The 16,952-nt window shown below is 67.1% G+C and carries 13 protein-coding genes, 2 tRNA genes and 1 pseudogene; 2 read left to right on the top strand and 14 right to left on the bottom strand.

The window, feature by feature from the left end; genetic code table 11:
• Positions 1 to 60: 60 nt before the first annotated feature.
• Positions 61 to 810: a 23S rRNA (guanosine(2251)-2'-O)-methyltransferase RlmB gene (gene rlmB, locus ACW9UL_RS02815; protein WP_021442791.1), complete on the bottom strand. Its 750-nt coding sequence runs from the start codon at positions 808 to 810 to the stop codon at positions 61 to 63.
• Entirely contained in the window at positions 807 to 3,311 is a 2,505-nt protein-coding gene (gene rnr, locus ACW9UL_RS02810; protein ID WP_457788777.1) for a ribonuclease R, read from the bottom strand. Before rnr ends, rlmB begins: the two co-directional genes overlap by 4 nt.
• Before the next feature lie 207 nt (positions 3,312 to 3,518).
• Here rnr and ACW9UL_RS02805 point away from each other — a divergent pair.
• Positions 3,519 to 3,605: transfer RNA gene (locus ACW9UL_RS02805), tRNA-Leu, on the top strand.
• An 84-nt stretch (positions 3,606 to 3,689) separates the two neighbouring features.
• A tRNA-Leu gene (locus ACW9UL_RS02800) sits at positions 3,690 to 3,776 on the top strand.
• A 100-nt stretch (positions 3,777 to 3,876) separates the two neighbouring features.
• Here the strand turns inward: ACW9UL_RS02800 and ACW9UL_RS02795 are convergent.
• The 12 genes and pseudogenes from ACW9UL_RS02795 to ACW9UL_RS02740 all read right to left on the bottom strand — a co-directional run bounded on the left by ACW9UL_RS02795 (position 3,877) and on the right by ACW9UL_RS02740 (position 16,950).
• Positions 3,877 to 4,761, bottom strand: a complete 885-nt coding sequence (locus ACW9UL_RS02795; RefSeq protein WP_397496613.1) for a methyl-accepting chemotaxis protein — start codon at positions 4,759 to 4,761, stop codon at positions 3,877 to 3,879.
• A pseudogene (locus ACW9UL_RS02790) lies at positions 4,735 to 4,995 on the bottom strand (HAMP domain-containing protein); the annotation flags it as partial. The gene ACW9UL_RS02795 and the pseudogene ACW9UL_RS02790, both read right to left, overlap by 27 nt.
• A gap of 987 nt (positions 4,996 to 5,982) precedes the next feature.
• The gene (locus ACW9UL_RS02785) at positions 5,983 to 7,278 is read right to left on the bottom strand and encodes an adenylosuccinate synthase (RefSeq protein WP_021442383.1); all 1,296 of its coding nucleotides are present in this window, start codon (positions 7,276 to 7,278) and stop codon (positions 5,983 to 5,985) included.
• A gap of 56 nt (positions 7,279 to 7,334) precedes the next feature.
• Positions 7,335 to 8,522 (bottom strand): ATP phosphoribosyltransferase regulatory subunit, encoded by a 1,188-nt coding sequence (locus tag ACW9UL_RS02780; RefSeq protein WP_021442384.1) that lies wholly within the window; start codon positions 8,520 to 8,522, stop codon positions 7,335 to 7,337.
• Between the two features lie 37 nt (positions 8,523 to 8,559).
• Complete coding sequence (locus ACW9UL_RS02775) at positions 8,560 to 8,745, bottom strand: DUF2065 domain-containing protein (protein ID WP_021442385.1); 186 nt, start codon at positions 8,743 to 8,745, stop codon at positions 8,560 to 8,562.
• 119 nt (positions 8,746 to 8,864) lie between these two features.
• On the bottom strand, positions 8,865 to 9,734 hold the full coding sequence (gene hflC, locus ACW9UL_RS02770) for a protease modulator HflC (protein WP_021442386.1): 870 nt from the start codon (positions 9,732 to 9,734) through the stop codon (positions 8,865 to 8,867).
• Positions 9,734 to 10,891 (bottom strand): FtsH protease activity modulator HflK, encoded by a 1,158-nt coding sequence (gene hflK, locus ACW9UL_RS02765; protein WP_397495901.1) that lies wholly within the window; start codon positions 10,889 to 10,891, stop codon positions 9,734 to 9,736. Before hflK ends, hflC begins: the two co-directional genes overlap by 1 nt.
• 97 nt (positions 10,892 to 10,988) lie before the next feature.
• Positions 10,989 to 12,290, bottom strand: coding sequence for a ribosome rescue GTPase HflX (gene hflX, locus ACW9UL_RS02760; protein WP_397495900.1), 1,302 nt, complete (start codon positions 12,288 to 12,290; stop codon positions 10,989 to 10,991).
• A 13-nt stretch (positions 12,291 to 12,303) separates the two neighbouring features.
• Positions 12,304 to 12,564 carry an RNA chaperone Hfq gene (gene hfq, locus ACW9UL_RS02755; RefSeq protein ID WP_021442389.1) on the bottom strand — a complete coding sequence of 87 codons (261 nt, stop codon included), beginning with the start codon at positions 12,562 to 12,564 and terminating at the stop codon, positions 12,304 to 12,306.
• A gap of 100 nt (positions 12,565 to 12,664) precedes the next feature.
• Positions 12,665 to 13,606, bottom strand: coding sequence for a tRNA (adenosine(37)-N6)-dimethylallyltransferase MiaA (gene miaA / locus ACW9UL_RS02750; RefSeq protein ID WP_457790899.1), 942 nt, complete (start codon positions 13,604 to 13,606; stop codon positions 12,665 to 12,667).
• 33 nt (positions 13,607 to 13,639) lie between these two features.
• Entirely contained in the window at positions 13,640 to 15,520 is a 1,881-nt protein-coding gene (mutL, locus tag ACW9UL_RS02745; RefSeq protein WP_397495899.1) for a DNA mismatch repair endonuclease MutL, read from the bottom strand.
• Entirely contained in the window at positions 15,520 to 16,950 is a 1,431-nt protein-coding gene (locus tag ACW9UL_RS02740; protein WP_397495898.1) for an N-acetylmuramoyl-L-alanine amidase, read from the bottom strand. Before ACW9UL_RS02740 ends, mutL begins: the two co-directional genes overlap by 1 nt.
• Positions 16,951 to 16,952: the final 2 nt, after the last annotated feature.

The following is a 16,952-nucleotide window of genomic DNA, read 5'->3' as shown; positions in this document are numbered from 1 at the left end:
CATTGCGTCAGCGTTGGGCTTCGCGGAGCTCAGCCCAACCTACGCCTCGCCGCTTATGGCTTAGCGCTTGCCGCCGCGCCGCTGGCGCACCGCCTCGAACAGGCACACCCCGGCGGCCACCGAGACGTTGAGGCTGCTGACGCTGCCGGCCATGGGCAGCCTGACCAGGTAATCGCAGTGCTCGCGGGTCAGGCGGCGCATGCCCCTGCCTTCGGCGCCCATGACCAGCACGGTCGGTCCGGTCAGGTCGTGCTGGTACAGCTCCTGCTCGGCCTCGCCGGCGGTGCCGACCAGCCACAGGCCGCGCTGCCGGAGCTTCTCCAGGCTGCGCGCAAGGTTGGTCACCGCCACCAGCGGGATCACCTCGGCGGCGCCGCAGGCCACCTTGCGCACCGTGGCGTTGAGGGTGGCCGACTTGTCCTTGGGCACTATCACCGCCAGCGCGCCGGCGGCATCGGCGGTGCGCAGGCAGGCACCGAGGTTGTGCGGATCGGTGACGCCGTCGAGCACCAACAGCAGCGGCGGGCCCTCGGCACGGTCGAGCAGCTCCTCGAGCATGGCCTCGCCCCATACCTGGCTGGGGCTGACATCGGCCACCACGCCCTGGTGCACGCCTTCGACCCAAGCATCCATCTCGCGCCGTTCGCACTGACCGATGCTCACCCGCGCCTGCTCGGCCAGGGCCACCAGCGCCTGCACGCGCGGCTCGCCGCGGCCCTCGGCGAGCCACAGCTGCTTGACCCGCTTGGGATGGTGACGCAGCAGCGCCTCGACGGCATGCACGCCGTAGACCTTTTCCAACTGGTTCATGGCTTGGCCTTACGCTTGCGCGGCTTGCCGGCCGAGCTCGGCACACTGTCGCTGCGCCCCGCGCCCTTGCGCGCCGCGGCAGGCGGCTTGCCGCCGGGCTTGGCGGCAGCGCCCTTGCCCGACTTGCCACCCTTGGCCCCGGCCAGCAGCGCCTTCTTCACCTCGCGGCTCTTCTGCACGTCGGTGTTGCCCATGCCCGGCGCCTTGGCCGTGCGCCCGGCACGCCCCACCGCCTCGCGTTCGGCGGCCTGGGACAGTTCGAAGTCGATCTTGCGTTCGTCGAGATCGACGCGCATGACCTTGACCTCGACGCTGTCGCCGAGGCGGAAGCTGCGCCCGCTGCGCTCGCCGGACAGGCGATGGTGCACCGGGTCGAAGTGGTAGTAATCGGCCGGCAGCGCGGTGACGTGCACCAGGCCTTCGACATAGATGTCGCGCAGCTCGACGAAGATGCCGAAACCGGTCACCGCGGTGATCACCCCGGCGAAGGTCTCGCCGACGCGGTCCTTCATGAACTCGCACTTGAGCCAGTTGACCACGTCGCGGGTAGCCTCGTCGGCACGCCGCTCGGTCATCGAGCACTGCTCGCCCAGCTGCTCCAGCGCCGCCTCATCGTAGGGGTAGATGCGCGCCCGCGGCATCGGTACCGCGCCGGCACGCTTGACGTGCGGAGTGTCCACCTTCGAGCGGATCACGCTGCGGATGGCGCGGTGCACCAGCAGGTCCGGATAGCGGCGAATCGGCGAGGTGAAGTGGGTGTAGGCCTCGTAGTTCAGACCGAAGTGGCCGTGATTGTCGGCGCTGTACACCGCCTGACTCAGCGAGCGCAGCATCACGGTCTGGATCAGGTGGAAGTCCGGCCGCTCGCGAATGCTCTCCAGCAGTTTCTGGTAGTCCTTGGGCGACGGCCCCTCCTTGGACTTGCCACGCTGCAGCGACAGCCCCAGCTCGCCGAGGAAGGCCTTGAGCTTCTCCAGGCGCTCTTCCGGCGGACGGTCGTGCACCCGGTACAACGAGGGAATCTCGTGCTTCTGCATGAACTGCGCGGTGGCGACGTTGGCCGCCAGCATGCATTCCTCGATCAGCTTGTGCGCATCGTTGCGCTGGGTCGGACGAATCTCCGCGATCTTGCGCCCTTCGCCGAAGATGATGCGGGTTTCCTGGGTCTCGAAATCGATGGCGCCGCGCTCGTGGCGGGCGGCCAGCAGCACCTGGTACAGCGCGTAGAGCTGCTTGAGGTGCGGCAGGACCTCCTTGTACTCGCCGCGCAGAGCCTTGCCCTCGCTGCTCTTGGGATCTTCCAGCATCAGGCTGACCTTGTTGTAGGTCAGCCGCGCATGGGAGTGGATCACCGCCTCGTAGAACTGGTAGTCCACCAACTGGCCGCTCTTGGACATGCTCATCTCGCAGACCATGGCCAACCGGTCGACGTGCGGGTTGAGCGAGCACAGTCCGTTGGACAGCTCCTCCGGCAGCATCGGCACCACCCGCTCGGGGAAGTACACCGAGTTGCCGCGCTCGGTGGCCTCGACATCCAGTGCCGAGCCGACCTTGACGTAGTGCGACACGTCGGCGATCGCCACATAGAGCTTCCAACCGCCGGAGAACAGCTTCCAGCGGCTGCTGTTCTTCTCGCAAAAGACCGCGTCGTCGAAGTCGCGGGCGTCCTCGCCATCGATGGTGACGAAGGGCAGGTGGCGCAGGTCGATGCGCTTCTCCTTGTCCTTCTCCTCCACCTCGGGCTTGAGCTTGCGCGCTTCCTTGATCACCGCCTCGGGCCAGACGTGCGGGATATCGTAGCTGCGCAGGGCGACGTCGATCTCCATGCCCGGCGCCATGTAGTTGCCGATCACCTCGACGATATCGCCCTGCGGCTGGAAGCGCGGCGTCGGCCAATGGGTGATCTTGATCTCGACGAACTGGCCGATGCGCGCGCCGGCGGTGCGCCCCGGGGTGACCAGCACTTCCTGCTGGATCTTCGGGTTGTCGGCGACCACGAAGCCGATGCCGCTCTCTTCGTAGTAACGCCCGACGATGCTCTCGTGGGCGCGACTGATCACCTCGACTATGCCGCCCTCGCGGCGGCCACGGCGGTCGAAGCCGGCCACCCGCACCAGGGCGCGGTCGCCGTCGAACACCAGGCGCATCTGCGCCGGGCTGAGGAACAGGTCGTCGCTGCCGTCGTCCGGCACCAGGAAACCGAAGCCGTCGCGGTGACCGCTGATACGACCGCGTATCAGGTCGAGCTTGTCCACCGGCGCATAGGTGCCGCGGCGGGTATAGATCAGCTGGCCGTCGCGCTCCATGGCGCGCAGACGGCGGCGCAGGGCCTCGAGCTGGTCTTCGGTATGCAAACCGAATTCCTCGACCAACTGCTCGCGACTGGCCGGCGAACCGCGCTCGGCCAGATGCGAAAGAATCAGTTCACGACTGGGGATGGGGTTTTCGTATTTTTCCGCCTCGCGGGCGGCCTCGGGGTCGAGGGATTGCCAATCGGCCATTGAGTAGGGGCTACCTGTGCGTATGTATATATGTGTGGGCCATATGCCTATTGAAGCGCGAAAAAGCCTTCGGGGTCAGCTTTTCCAGCGACAATAATTTTTTCGGGGTCAGGGGTTTACAAGGTAAATGCTCGCCCGTATAGTTCGCGCCCACAGCGTCGAGCAGACGTTGTAACACGAAGCAGATGAGGAATCATCGGTTTCAGTGCCCAGGTGGCGGAATTGGTAGACGCGCTGGTTTCAGGTATCAGTGGTGGCAACACCGTGGAAGTTCGAGTCTTCTCCTGGGCACCAAATTTCGTGAAGTGGCTTGATAACCCACTTTGCAGATAAACGGATGCAACGCTCCGTGTCGGCAACGACGAACATTGCTGCAGTGCCCAGGTGGCGGAATTGGTAGACGCGCTGGTTTCAGGTATCAGTGGTGGCAACACCGTGGAAGTTCGAGTCTTCTCCTGGGCACCAAATTTCAAAAAACCGAGCCAATGGCTCGGTTTTTTATTGCCCGTCAAAAAGTAGGTTGCGCCGTGCGCAGCCCAGGGGAGCGAGGTGCGCACGGCGCACCCTATACCCTGAACTGCCCCAGGCTGGTCTTGAGCTGCGCCGCCAGCTCGTCCAGCGCCCGCGCGTTGCCGGCGATGGCCGCCACCGCTTCGGCCGCCCGCTGCGCCTCGGCATGGATGGTCTCGACCCGCCCGCGCACCGCGCCCGCCCCTGCGGCCTGATGCGCCGCCGCCTGAGTCGCCGCATTGATCGCGCCATGCACCTCGTCCACCGAGTCCTGCACCGACTGCTGCAGGCGCGCGCTGTCGCGCAGCACCTGCAGCCCCTGATGCCCCTGCTCGCCGGCCTGGGCGATGCTCGCCACCGCCTCCTGCGCACCGCGCTGCAGGGCGGCGATATGCGCCTGGATATCGCCGGTGGACTGCTGGGTCTTGCTCGCCAGCGCGCGCACCTCGTCGGCCACCACGGCGAAGCCGCGCCCGCTCTCGCCGGCACGTGCCGCCTCGATGGCGGCATTCAGTGCGAGCAGGTTGGTCTGCTCGGCGATGGACTGGATCACCGTCAGCACCACCTCGATCTGCTCGCTCTGCTTGGCCAGCCGCTCGATCACCGCCGAGCCATCGGCCACCCGCGCCACCAGGCCTTCGATCAGGACCGACAGACGCTGGGCGATGGCCGCATTGTCGTGCGCCGCCTGGCGAATACTGGCCACCCGCTGCAACGCCTCCTGCATGGCCTGGCTCTCGGCCTGCGCCTCGTCGGCCATCTGCTCCAGCGCCTGCAGGCTGCCGGCGACCTCGTCGCGCTGGCGCCCGGCGGCAGCTTCGGCGGCCACGCCACGCTGGGTCAGGCTGCGAATCTGCTCGCCGGTGCGCAGCGCCACCTCGCCGGATTCGCGCACGATGGGCTGCAGCTTGGCGATGAAGCGATTGACCGCAGCGGCCATCTCACCCACCTCATCGCGACTGTCGATGCTCACCCGCCGAGTCAGGTCGCCCTCGCCCGCCGCCAGGTCGTTCAGCGCCGCACTGAGCAGACGCAGACGGCTGAGCACGCGCCAGCCGAGCACCAGCGCCACCGCCAGCAAGGTCAGCGCACCGACCGCCAGCAGCCCTAGGGCGATATTCCAGCGCAGATCATCGGCGGCCAGGCGCACCGACTCGCCGCCGTTGCGCGCCATCTCCGCGGTGTAGCCTTCGGCAGCCTGCAGGCGCGCCTGCAACGCCCGCGTGCTGTCCTCGGCGGCGCCCGCCAGGCTGCTGTCGACCAGCTCGCCAGCACCACCGACCAGAGCCTGGAAGCGCCCATCCAGGGCCGCCAGCTCGGCCTCGACCAAGGCCAGCGACATGCCCATCTGCACCTTGCCGATGCGCGCGCCCATGGGGTTGATATCCACCTCGAGCAGGTACACCCGCGGATCGCGCGAGGCGGCGTCGACCAGCTTGTCCAGCGGCGTGTCGCCCTGACCGGCGGCGACCAATTCGCGCACCAGCGTGTTACTGCGGTTGAAATTACGCGTCAGGCGCTTGCCGTCGGCGTCGTAGAACACCGCGAAGAGCACCGCCGGGTCCTGCTGGGCGATACGGGTCAACGCGGTCAAGGCCGGCACGTCGTCGTCCCAGATGGCCTTCGGCGCCACGCCGGCCAGCAACTGCGCCAGCGCCGTGCCGGACTGCTTGAGGCTGTCTTCGAGCACCCGGCGAAGTTGCGCCTGCTCGCTCTTGAGCTGCGCCGAGAGGCCTTCGCCGAGACGGCTGCGGGTATTGCCCGCCAGCGCGGCGAGACCCTGGGTCATCTCGCGCTCGGCCGCATTCAGCTCCTCGCCCAGGCGTCGGCTCTCGCCGCCCAGGCGCTGCGCCAGATCCTCGACCATGCCGTCGACCGAGGCACGCATCAGCCACACCGCCAGCCCCACCTGCACCAACATGGCCAGGCCGAGGGCGACGAACACCGGGCGCAGCAGGCGGCTGCGCAACATCGAAACAATGGCGAACACTGGCGGGACTCCTCAACGACCATTACCGCTATAACGGCGACTTCCGCGATTTATTGAGCGCAAGCAAGGCGCATGCCCGCGCGTCAGACGCAAAGAGCCTTCCACCCGCCCGGCTGGCAGGGCACAAAAAAGCCGCCCGAAGGCGGCTCTTTCAACTCGACAGCGCCCCGATCAGGCGAACGGATGACGCAGGACGATGGTCTCGTTGCGATCCGGGCCGGTGGAGATGATGTCGATCGGCGCACCGACCAGCTCTTCCACACGTTTGATATAGGCACGAGCAGCGGCCGGCAGGTCTTCCAGGGTCTTGGCGCCCAGGGTGGACTCGCTCCAGCCCGGCATTTCCTCGTAGACCGGCTGCAGGCCGAGGTAGCTGTCAGCGTCGGTCGGCGCATCGACCAGCACCTGGCCGCCCGCATCCTTGTAGCCGGTGCAGATACGGATGGTTTCCAGACCGTCGAGCACGTCCAGCTTGGTCAGGCACAGCCCGGAGATGCTGTTGATCTCGATGGCGCGACGCAGGATCACCGCGTCGAACCAGCCGCAACGACGGGCACGGCCGGTGGTGGCGCCGAACTCGTGGCCACGCTTGGCGAGGAAGGCGCCGACGTCGTCGAACAGCTCGGTCGGGAACGGGCCGGAGCCGACACGGGTGGTGTAGGCCTTGGTGATGCCGAGGATGTAATCCAGGTACAGCGGGCCGAAACCGGAGCCGGTGGCGATGCCGCCAGCGGTGGTGTTGGAACTGGTCACGTAGGGATAGGTGCCGTGGTCGATGTCCAGCAGCGAGCCCTGGGCGCCTTCGAACATGATGTCCTTGCCTTCGCGGCGCAGGTCATGCAGCACGGCGGTGACGTCGGCCATCATCGGCTTGAGCAGCTCGGCGTATTCCATGCACTCGTCCAGGGTCTTCTGGAAGTCGATGGCCGGCTCTTTGTAGAAATTGACCAGCTGGAAGTTGTGGTAATCCAGCAGCTCGCCCAGCTTGGCGGCGAAACGCTCGCGGTGGAACAGGTCACCGACGCGCAGGCCGCGACGCGCGACCTTGTCTTCGTAGGCCGGGCCGATGCCACGGCCGGTGGTGCCGATCTTGGCATCGCCGCGGGCCTTCTCGCGCGCCTGATCCAGCGCCACGTGGTAGGACAGGATCAGCGGGCAGGCTGGGCTGATGCGCAGGCGCTGACGCACCGGTACGCCCTTCTCTTCCAGCTTGGTGATCTCGCGCAGCAGCGCATCGGGCGCCACCACCACGCCGTTGCCGATCAGGCACTCGACGCCGTCGCGCAGGATGCCGGACGGAATCAGGTGCAGCACGGTCTTCTCGCCGTCGATCACCAGGGTGTGACCGGCGTTGTGACCGCCCTGATAACGCACCACTGCGGCGGCCTGCTCGGTGAGCAGATCGACGATCTTGCCCTTGCCCTCATCACCCCACTGGGTGCCCAGGACGACGACATTCTTACCCATAAACTTGTCCTCTTCGCGCAAGCTTCGATGCCGGCCGCGGGCCGGCGAAAATGAATTCAGGACGCCAGGGGCGCCACCTGCCAACGTCCGTCACGCAGCGCCAGCAGGCGATCGCAGCCCGCCTCGCGCGCATCCGCCTCGCTCTGCCCGGGCAGCGCCTGGACCACGCGCTGGCCTTCGCTGCGCAGGCGACGCACGGCCTGCCACAGGTAGAGATCGTGACTGTCCGGCGCCCAGACGCCGGCGGCCGGCTCGTCCAGGCGCATATCGCCGAGACTGACCAGGGTCTTGAGGTCGGTGGAAAAGCCGGTGGCCGGACGCGCCCGGCCGAAATCGGCGCCGATGTCGTCGTAGCGCCCGCCCTGGGCGATGGACTGGCCGACCCCCGGAACGAAGGCGGCGAACACGACACCGGTGTGGTAGTTGTAGCCGCGCAGCTCGCCGAGGTCGAAGTACAGCGGCAACTCCGGATAACGCAGTTCCAGGGCGTCGGCGATGGCCATCAGCTCGTCCAGCGCCGCGTGCACCGCCTCCGGCGCCTCGACCAGCGCAGCCTGGGCCAGGTCCAGCACCTCGCGCCCGCCGCACAGCTCGGCCAGGGCACGCAGCATGCTACCCAGGCCCGCCGGCAGCCCGGCGGTCAGCTCGGCGATCTCGTCCATGGCCTTGCGCTGCAGGGCGTCGAACAGCTGCTGCTCGACCTCGGCGGACAATTCGGCAGCACGCGCCAGGCCGCGGTAGATGCCGACGTGACCGAGGTCCATGTGCACATCGGGCACCGCCGCCAACTCGAGCATCTCGACCAGCAGGCTGATCACCTCGATATCGCTGGCCGGGCTGGCGTCGCCATAGAGTTCGGCGCCGAGCTGGATCGGGCTGCGCGAGGTGGTCAGCGCACGCGGCTGGGCATGGACCACGCTGCCGGCGTAGCACAGCCGGTTCGGCCCTTCACGGCGCAGGGTGTGCGCATCGATGCGCGCCACCTGCGGGGTGATGTCGGCACGAAAGCCCATCTGCCGACCGGACAGCGGGTCGGTGACCTTGAAGGTGCGCAGGTCGAGGTCCTGACCGGCGCCGGTCAGCAGGGATTCCAGGTACTCGATATGGGGAGTGACGACGAACTCGTAACCCCAGCGTTGAAACAGATCCAGCACCTGACGGCGGGCTGCTTCGATGCGCGCCGCTTCCGGCGGCAGTACTTCTTCGATGCCATCTGGCAGCAGCCAGCGGTCTACCGTTGCCATTTCGCCATTCCCCTCTCGATCCGGGCGGCACAAGCCTTCAGTGAAGCAGATATAGAAGGGCCGTACCCAGCAGCATGCTGGCCAGCCCCATAAGGCGCAGTCGGCGGTCGGGCAGCCGGGCTGCCTGCAGTACCGCTCCGCGCCACTGGCGCGGATAGAGGAAGGGCAGGATGCCTTCCAGCACCAGCATCAGACACAGAGCAATGCCGAGTTCCTGCCACATGATTCCCACAGACGCAAAAAAGCCGGGATTTTCCCGGCTGCCGCATGATACCACGCTAAAAGCTTCAAGCCACAAGCTTCGAGCTGCAAGTCGTCCACCTGCAGCTCGAAGCCGCTCTTTTAGGGCTTGGCCTTCTCCAGATAGCGGAAGAAGTCGCTGCCCGGGTCGAGCACCAGCACGTCGCGCTTGTCGGCGAAGCTCTCGCGGTAGGCGCGCAGGCTGCGGTAGAAGGAGTAGAACTCCTGATCCTGGCCATAGGCGCGGGCGTAGATGGAGGCGGCCTCGGCGTCGCCGTCACCGCGCAGCTCTTCGGCCTCGCGGTAGGCTTCGGCCAGCAGCACACGGCGCTGACGGTCGGCATCGGCACGGATGCCCTCGGCCAGCTCGCGACCCTTGGCGCGGTGTTCGCGCGCCTCGCGCTCACGCTCGGTGCTCATCCGCTCGAACACGCTGCGGTTGACCTCGCGCGGCAGGTCGATGGCCTTGACCCGCACATCCACCACCTCGATGCCCAGCTCGCGCTCGGCGGCGCGGTTGAGGGTCGCGGTGACGTCGGCCATCAGCGCATCGCGCTCGCCGGATACCGATTCGTGCAGGGTGCGCTTACCGAACTGGTCACGCAGCGAAGCTTCCAGGCGACGCGCCAGACGCTCGTCGGCCACCTGCTTGATACCCGAGGTGGACTGATAGAAGCGCTCGGCGTCCTTCACCCGCCACTTGGCGTAGGCATCGACCATCAGCGCCTTCTTCTCCAGGGTCAGGAAGCGCGAGGACGTCGAATCCAGGGTCAGCAGACGACCGTCGAAGATGCGCACCTGGTTCACATAGGGGATCTTCACATGCAGGCCGGGCTGCACGTCCGGCTGCACCACGCGGCCGAACTGCAACAGCACCGCACGTTCGGTCTGCGCCACGATATAGAAGCTGTTCCACGCCACCAGGGCCAGAACCACGGCCGCAATCAGGCCGATCAGGGACTTGTTGCTCATCAACGACTCTCCCTAGAACGATCATTGCGCGGCGAGACCTGAATGTTCGACGCGCCGGTCGAACCGCCGACGCTGCCGGCGCCACTGATGCTGCTTGGCGCAGCGCCGCTGCGGCTGTCGATCATCTTGTCCAGCGGCAGATAGAGCAGGTTGTTCTGTCCCTTGTCGCCGGTCACCAGCACCTTGCTGGTGTTGCTCATCAGCTCCTGCATGGTGTCCAGGTACAGACGCTCGCGGGTGACCTCGGGCGCCTTGCGGTACTCGGCGACCAGCTTGCTGAAGCGGTCCGCCTCACCCTGGGCGCGAGCGATCACTTCGTCGCGGTAACCGTTGGCTTCTTCCAGCATGCGCTGGGCCTGACCGCGCGCTTCCGGGATCACCCCGTTGGCGTAGGATTCGGCCTGGTTCTTCTCGCGCTGCTCGTCTTCGCGGGCACGGATCACGTCGTCGAAGGCTTCCTGCACTTCGCGCGGTGCCGCTGCGCTCTGGATGTTCACCTGGGTGATGGTGATGCCGGTGCGGTAGTTGTCGAGGAAGCGCTGCAGGCGCTCGCGCACCTCGCTGGCCATCAGCTCACGACCCTCGGTCAGCACCTGGTCCATCTCGGTGGAGCCCACCACGTGGCGCACGGCGCTGTCGGTGGCGTGCTGCAGGCTGACTTCCGGCTGGTCGACGTTGAGCACGAAGTCCTGCAGGTTGCTGATGCGGTACTGCACGGTCAGCGGCACTTCGATGATGTTCTCGTCCTCGGTGAGCATCGCCCCCTGCTTGCTGTAGGCACGCTCGCGGGTGACGTTCTCCTGGAACTTGCGGTCGATCGGCGGGAAATAGAGGTTCAGGCCGGGGCCGACGGTTTCGTGGTACTTGCCGAAGCGCAACACCACCGCCTGCTCCTGCTCATCGACCACGTAGATGGCGCTGTACAGCCAGATCACGGCCAGCAGGCCGAGACCGACGAACAGCAGGCCGAAGCCGCCACCGCTGCGGCCAGAATCGTCGTCACCCCGTTTCTTGCCGCCGCCGAACAGCCCGTTGAGGCTTTCTTGCAGCTTGCGGAACGCTTCGTCGAGATCCGGCGGGCCCTGCCGGCCACCGCCTTTGCGGCCGCCCCAAGGGTCTTGATTGTTCGAGTTGCCACCCGGCTCATTCCAAGCCATAGCGTTCTCCGTACTGATAAAGCGAAGGCGCGCCCACGGCGCGCCCGCCAATGCTACCCAATGCCCGATGGCGGCGGCAAAGCCACTGCCCCAGGCTTTATTGCAAAGTGTGTTGCTCGATGAAGGCCTGCGGCTCCAGCCCTTCGCGACTGACCAGGCGATTTAGCTCGACCCGCGGCAGACGCACCGACAACAGACTCTGCCCCTGCTCGTCGTGCCCCTCGTTCTGCACCGCCCCGAGGGCGAAGAACTGCGCGCGCAGACGCCCCAGGCGCTGCGGCAACTGCAGGGTACCGACGAACAGATCCTCGCCGAGCAACTCGGCCACGGCCTGGCGCAACAACTCCAGACCACGCCCCTCGCGCGCCGACAACCACACCCGCAGCGGCTTGCCGTCGGCATCGCGCTGAATCTGCGGCTCGACACCTTCCAACAAATCCAGCTTGTTGTACACCTCGAGCATCGGCAACTCGTCCGCGCCGATCTCCTTGAGCACCGCCTGCACCTGCTCGATCTGCGCCATGCGCTCGGGCTCGTGGGCGTCGATCACGTGCAGCAGCAGGTCGGAGTTGCTCGATTCTTCGAGCGTAGCGCGGAAGGCCTCGACCAGCTTGTGCGGCAGATGGCGAATGAAGCCCACGGTATCGGCCAGCACGATCGGCCCGAGGTCGTCCAGCTCGAGCCGGCGCAGGGTCGGGTCGAGGGTGGCGAACAGCTGATCGGCGGCATAGACCGCGGAGGCAGTCAGCGCGTTGAACAGGGTGGACTTGCCGGCGTTGGTGTAGCCGACCAGCGATACCGAGGGGATATCCGCGCGCCGACGCCCGCGCCGCGCCTGCTCGCGCTGGCTGCGCACCTTCTCCAGCTTCTGCTTGATCTGGCGGATGCGCACCCGCAGCAGGCGGCGGTCGGTTTCCAGCTGGGTTTCCCCCGGCCCACGCAGACCGATACCGCCCTTCTGCCGTTCCAGGTGGGTCCAGCCGCGTACCAGGCGCGTGCTCATGTGGTCGAGCTGCGCCAGCTCGACCTGCAGCTTGCCTTCGTGGGTACGCGCGCGCTGGGCGAAGATATCGAGGATCAGGCCGGTGCGATCGAGCACGCGGCATTCGAAGGCGCGCTCGAGGTTGCGCTCCTGGCTGGGGGTCAGGGTGTGGTTGAAGATGACCAGATCGGCCTCTTCAGCCTTGACCTGGTCGCGCAGCTCCTCGACCTTGCCGCTGCCGATCAGGTACTTGGCGGTCAGGCGGCTGCTCGGCACGCTGAAAAAGGCGACCATGTCGGCGCCTGCCGACATGGCCAGCTCCTGGAACTCCTGGGGGTCTTCGCTCGCCTCGGAGTCTTGGCCGTCCAGATGAACCAGGATGGCCCGCTCACCGCCCTCATGACGCTCGAAGAACAATGCAGCCCCCTAGTCAGGCGTTACCCGGCTCGGCTTCGGCCTGTTCGGAGTCGCCGGCACTGGGCAGGCGCACCGGACGGCTGGGCACGACGGTGGAAATGGCATGTTTGTAGACCATCTGGCTGACGGTGTTCTTCAGCAGGATGACGAACTGGTCGAACGATTCGATCTGGCCCTGCAATTTGATGCCGTTGACCAGATAGATGGAAACAGGGACGCGTTCCTTACGCAGGGTATTCAGGTAAGGGTCTTGTAGCGAATGCCCTTTTGACATGTGCCGCACTCCTTTCGAGGATCAATTTCAATAATTTTAGTAGGTAAACAATGGCTTCAGGCCGCCCCACCCCCAAGGATAGACGGCCAGCGGCAAGGTCTCAGTTCAATATGGAGACGCTTTGCAGGTATTTCAAGGCGCGAGACAGATTGTCGCAGGCCAGGCTGTCCAGCCAGTGCAGATCGTCCCAGCCGCGCAGCCAGGTGAACTGCCGCTTGGCCAACTGCCGCGTGGCGATCACGCCGCGCTCGACCATCTCCGCCCGCGACAACCCGCCATCGAGGTATTCCCACACCTGGCGATAGCCTACCGCTCGTATAGACGGCAATCCCGCGTGCAAGTCACTTCGGCGGCGCAGGGCTTCGACCTCTTCGACGAACCCCTGTTCCAGCATCGCCTGAAATCGCCTGGCAATGCGCGCATGCAAGACCTGACGCTGCGCTGGAGCGATAGCAAGCTGCGCAACAGTATAGGGCAATTGCCCGGCGCCCGGCGCCCCTGCGTCGGGATTTCCCGCCGCCTGGCGCAGGCGGTGCTCGCTCATGCTCAGACCGCTGACGCGGTAGACCTCCAGCGCCCGGGTCAGGCGCTGCGGATCGTTGGGATGGATGCGCGCCGCCGATTCAGGATCGACCGCGGCCAGCTCGCGGTGCAGTGCCTCCCATCCTTCGACCGCGGCGCGCGCCTCCAGCTCGGCGCGCACGGCGGGATCGGCGCTGGGCATGTCGGCCAGCCCCTCCAGCAACGCCTTGTAATACAGCATGGTGCCGCCCACCAGCAGCGGAATGCGTCCGCGCGCAGCGCTCTCGGCCATGGCCGCCAGGGCATCGGCGCGAAACTCTGCCGCCGAATAGCTCTCGGCCGGGTCGCGAATGTCGATCAGGGCGTGGGGAAATTCCGCCAGAACGGCCTTGTCCGGCTTGGCGGTGCCGATGTCCATGCCGCGGTAGACCAGCGCCGAGTCGACGCTGATCAGGTCGCACGGCAGCACGCGGGCCAGCTCCAGGGCCAGGTCGGTCTTGCCGGCGGCAGTCGGCCCCATCAGGAAGATGGCCGGCGGTAACGGCTTGGCCACTCAGCGCCCCCGCAGGAACAGCTTGTCGAGGTCGTCCATGCCCAGCTGGGTCCAGGTCGGCCGGCCGTGGTTGCACTGGCCGCTGCGCTCGGTCTGCTCCATGTCGCGCAGCAGGGCGTTCATCTCCGGCAGGGTCAGGCGGCGGTTGGCGCGCACCGCGCCGTGGCAGGCCATGGTCGCCAGCAGCTCGTTGAGATGGGCCTGGATGCGGTCGCTGGTGCCGTACTCCAGCAGGTCGGCGAGCACGTCGCGCACGAGCTGGGTGGCCTCGGCCTGCTTGAGCAGCGCCGGAATCTGGCGAATCGCCAGGCTCTCCTCGCCCAGGCGCTGCAGCTCGAAACCGAGGCGCTGGAACCACTCGGCGTGCTCCTCGGCGCAGTCGGCCTCGCGCTGGCTGAGGGCGATGGACTCCGGCACCAGCAGCGGCTGGCCGCGCAGCCCCTCGCTGGCCATGGCCTGTTTGAGCCGTTCGTAGGTGATGCGCTCGTGCGCCGCGTGCATGTCCACCAGCACCATGCCCTGAGCGTTCTCGGCGAGGATATAGACGCCCTTGAGCTGGGCCAGCGCATAGCCCAGCGGCGGCACGTCGCCCTGCTCCTGCGGCAGCGCCGGCGCCTGAGCGCCGGGCAGCGGCGCGAAGTAGTCGCGGTAGGCGGCCTGGGCCTCGGCGGCCGGAACCCCGGGGCTGCCGGCCGACTGCTGATAACCCGCGCCGGCGCCGCGCCAGGCCGGCTGCGGACTGGCAAGCGGGGTTTCCAGCACGCTGGCGGCCAGGCCCATTTCGCCCTGCGGGCCGAACTCGCCGGCGGCCAGGCCGCTGGGCCGCACCATGGGCATCACGGCAGCCGGCGCGGCGACCTGATCTTCCGGGCGCACGTCGGCCAGGGCGCGGTGCAGGGTGCCGTAGAGAAAGTCATGCACCATGCGGCTGTCGCGGAAACGTACCTCGTGCTTGGTCGGGTGCACGTTGACGTCCACCGTGCTCGGGTCGATTTCCAGGAACAGCACGAAGGTCGGATGACGGCCGTTGAACAGCACGTCGCGATAGGCCTGGCGCACCGCATGGGCGACCAGCTTGTCGCGCACCATGCGGCCGTTGACGTAGAAGTACTGCAAGTCGGCCTGGCTACGGGAGAAGGTCGGCAAGCCGACCCAGCCCCACAGGCGCAGGCCGCCGCGCTCGATCTCGATCGGCAACGCCTGTTCGAGGAAGGCCGGCCCGCACACCGCGGCGACGCGCCGCGCGCGGCTGATCTCGTCGCCCGCCTCATGCAGGCTGAGCACGCTCTTGCCGTTGTGACGCAGGTGGAAGCCCACGTCGAAACGGGCCAGCGCCAGGCGCTTGATCACTTCCTGCAGGTGGTCGAACTCGGTCTTCTCGGCGCGCAGGAACTTGCGCCGCGCCGGGGTGTTGAAGAACAGGTCGCGCACCTCCACCGAGGTGCCCACCGGGTGCGCCGCCGGCTGCACCCGCGGCTGCATGTCGCGGCCCTCGGTCTCCACCTGCCAGGCCTGCTCGGCGTCCGCCGTGCGCGAGGTCAGGGTCAGGCGCGACACCGAGCTGATCGAGGCCAGCGCCTCGCCGCGAAAGCCCATGCTGAGCACGGCTTCGAGGTCTTCCAGTTCGCGAATCTTGCTGGTGGCGTGGCGCGCCAGGGCCAGCGGCAGGTCGTCGGCAGCGATGCCGCCGCCGTCGTCGCGCACCTTGAGCAGCTTGACGCCGCCCTGCTCGACTTCCACGTCGATGCGCCGCGCACCGGAGTCCAGGCTGTTTTCCAGCAGTTCCTTGGCCACCGAGGCGGGACGCTCGACCACTTCGCCGGCGGCGATCTGGTTGGCCAGGCGCGGGCTGAGCAGGTGTATACGGGACATAACGCTCACTACTGGGCCGCCAGTGCCGTGGCGGGAATCTGCAGGGTCTGGCCGACCTTGATCACGTCGCCATTGAGGTTGTTGGTGCTGCGCAGCAGCGCCAGGCTGATCTGGTAGCGCTGGGCGATCAGCGCCAGGCTCTCGCCGCGCGCCACCACGTGTTCGCGCGGGGCCGGGGCGATCTTGCCCTCGTCGCGCAGCCAGGCGATGTAGGTGCCCGGCGGCGGATTCTCGCGGAAGAACTGGCGGATGCCGGTCTGGATCGAGCGCGCCAGCGCCTGCTGGTGGCTGGCGGTATGCAGCTTGCGCGCCTCGTTGGGATTGGAGATGAAGCCGGTCTCGACCAGGATCGACGGAATGTCCGGGGATTTGAGCACCATGAAGCCGGCCTGCTCGACCCGGCGCTTGTGCAGCGAGGTGATGCTGCCCATGTTCGACAGCACCTTCTGCCCGACGTTGAGGCTGGAACTCAGCGAGGCGGTCATCGACAGATCGAGCAGCACGCCGGCGAGCATCTTGTCCTTGTCGTCCAGGCTGACGTTGCCGGCACCGCCGATCAGGTCGGACTGGTTTTCCGCATCGGCCAGCCAGCGCGCGGTCTCCGAGGTGGCGCCGCGCTCGGACAGCGCGTACACCGAGGCGCCGAAGGCGGCGGCGCGCGGCGCGGCGTCGGCGTGGATGGAGACGAACAGGTCGGCGCCCTTCTTGCGGGCGATCTCGGTGCGCTTGCGCAGCGGAATGAAGTAGTCGCCGGTGCGCACCAACTCGCCGCGGAACCCCTTCTCGGCATTGATCTGCCGTTGCAGTTCCTTGGCGATGGCCAGGGTCACGTGCTTCTCGTACTGGCCCTTGACCGGCGCCAGCGCGCCCGGGTCCTCACCGCCGTGGCCGGCGTCGATAGCGATGACGATGTCGCGCTTGCCATTGGGCACCGGCGTCAGCTTGGGTGGCGGCTGGGTCGGGGTAACCGGCAGCGGCGGCGTCGTGGCGGCCACGCTGGGCGCCTGAGTCGGCGCCGGCGCACTGCCGTTCTGGTCGAACAGGTCGACCACCAGGCGATGGCCGTACTGCTGGTTGGGCGCCAGGGCGAAGCTCTTCGGCGTCACCGGCGCCGACAGGTCGATGACCACGCGCAGCTCTTCGGCGCTGCGCTGGGCCGAGCGCACGCCGGTGATCGGTGTATTGGCCAGCGACAGCTGGCCGAGGTTGGTCGCCAGCTTGGCGCCGCTGACGTCGATGACGATGCGATCGGGCGCGGCCAGGGTGAACACGCTGTGCTGCACCGGGCCGGACAAATCGAAGACCAGCCGGGTATTGTCCGGCGCGCGCCACAATCGCACGCTGCGCACATCGGAGGCGGCCAGCACCTCGGCAGCCAGGGCCGCCCACAACACCCCCACAGCGGTAACCAGCGCGCCTATGCGCATACCCAACCCCATCA

The organism is Pseudomonas sp. PL-6, assembly GCF_054110165.1.
The sequence above is the reverse complement of the archived record's forward strand: the minus strand, read 5'-3'. Positions and strand labels throughout refer to the sequence as shown.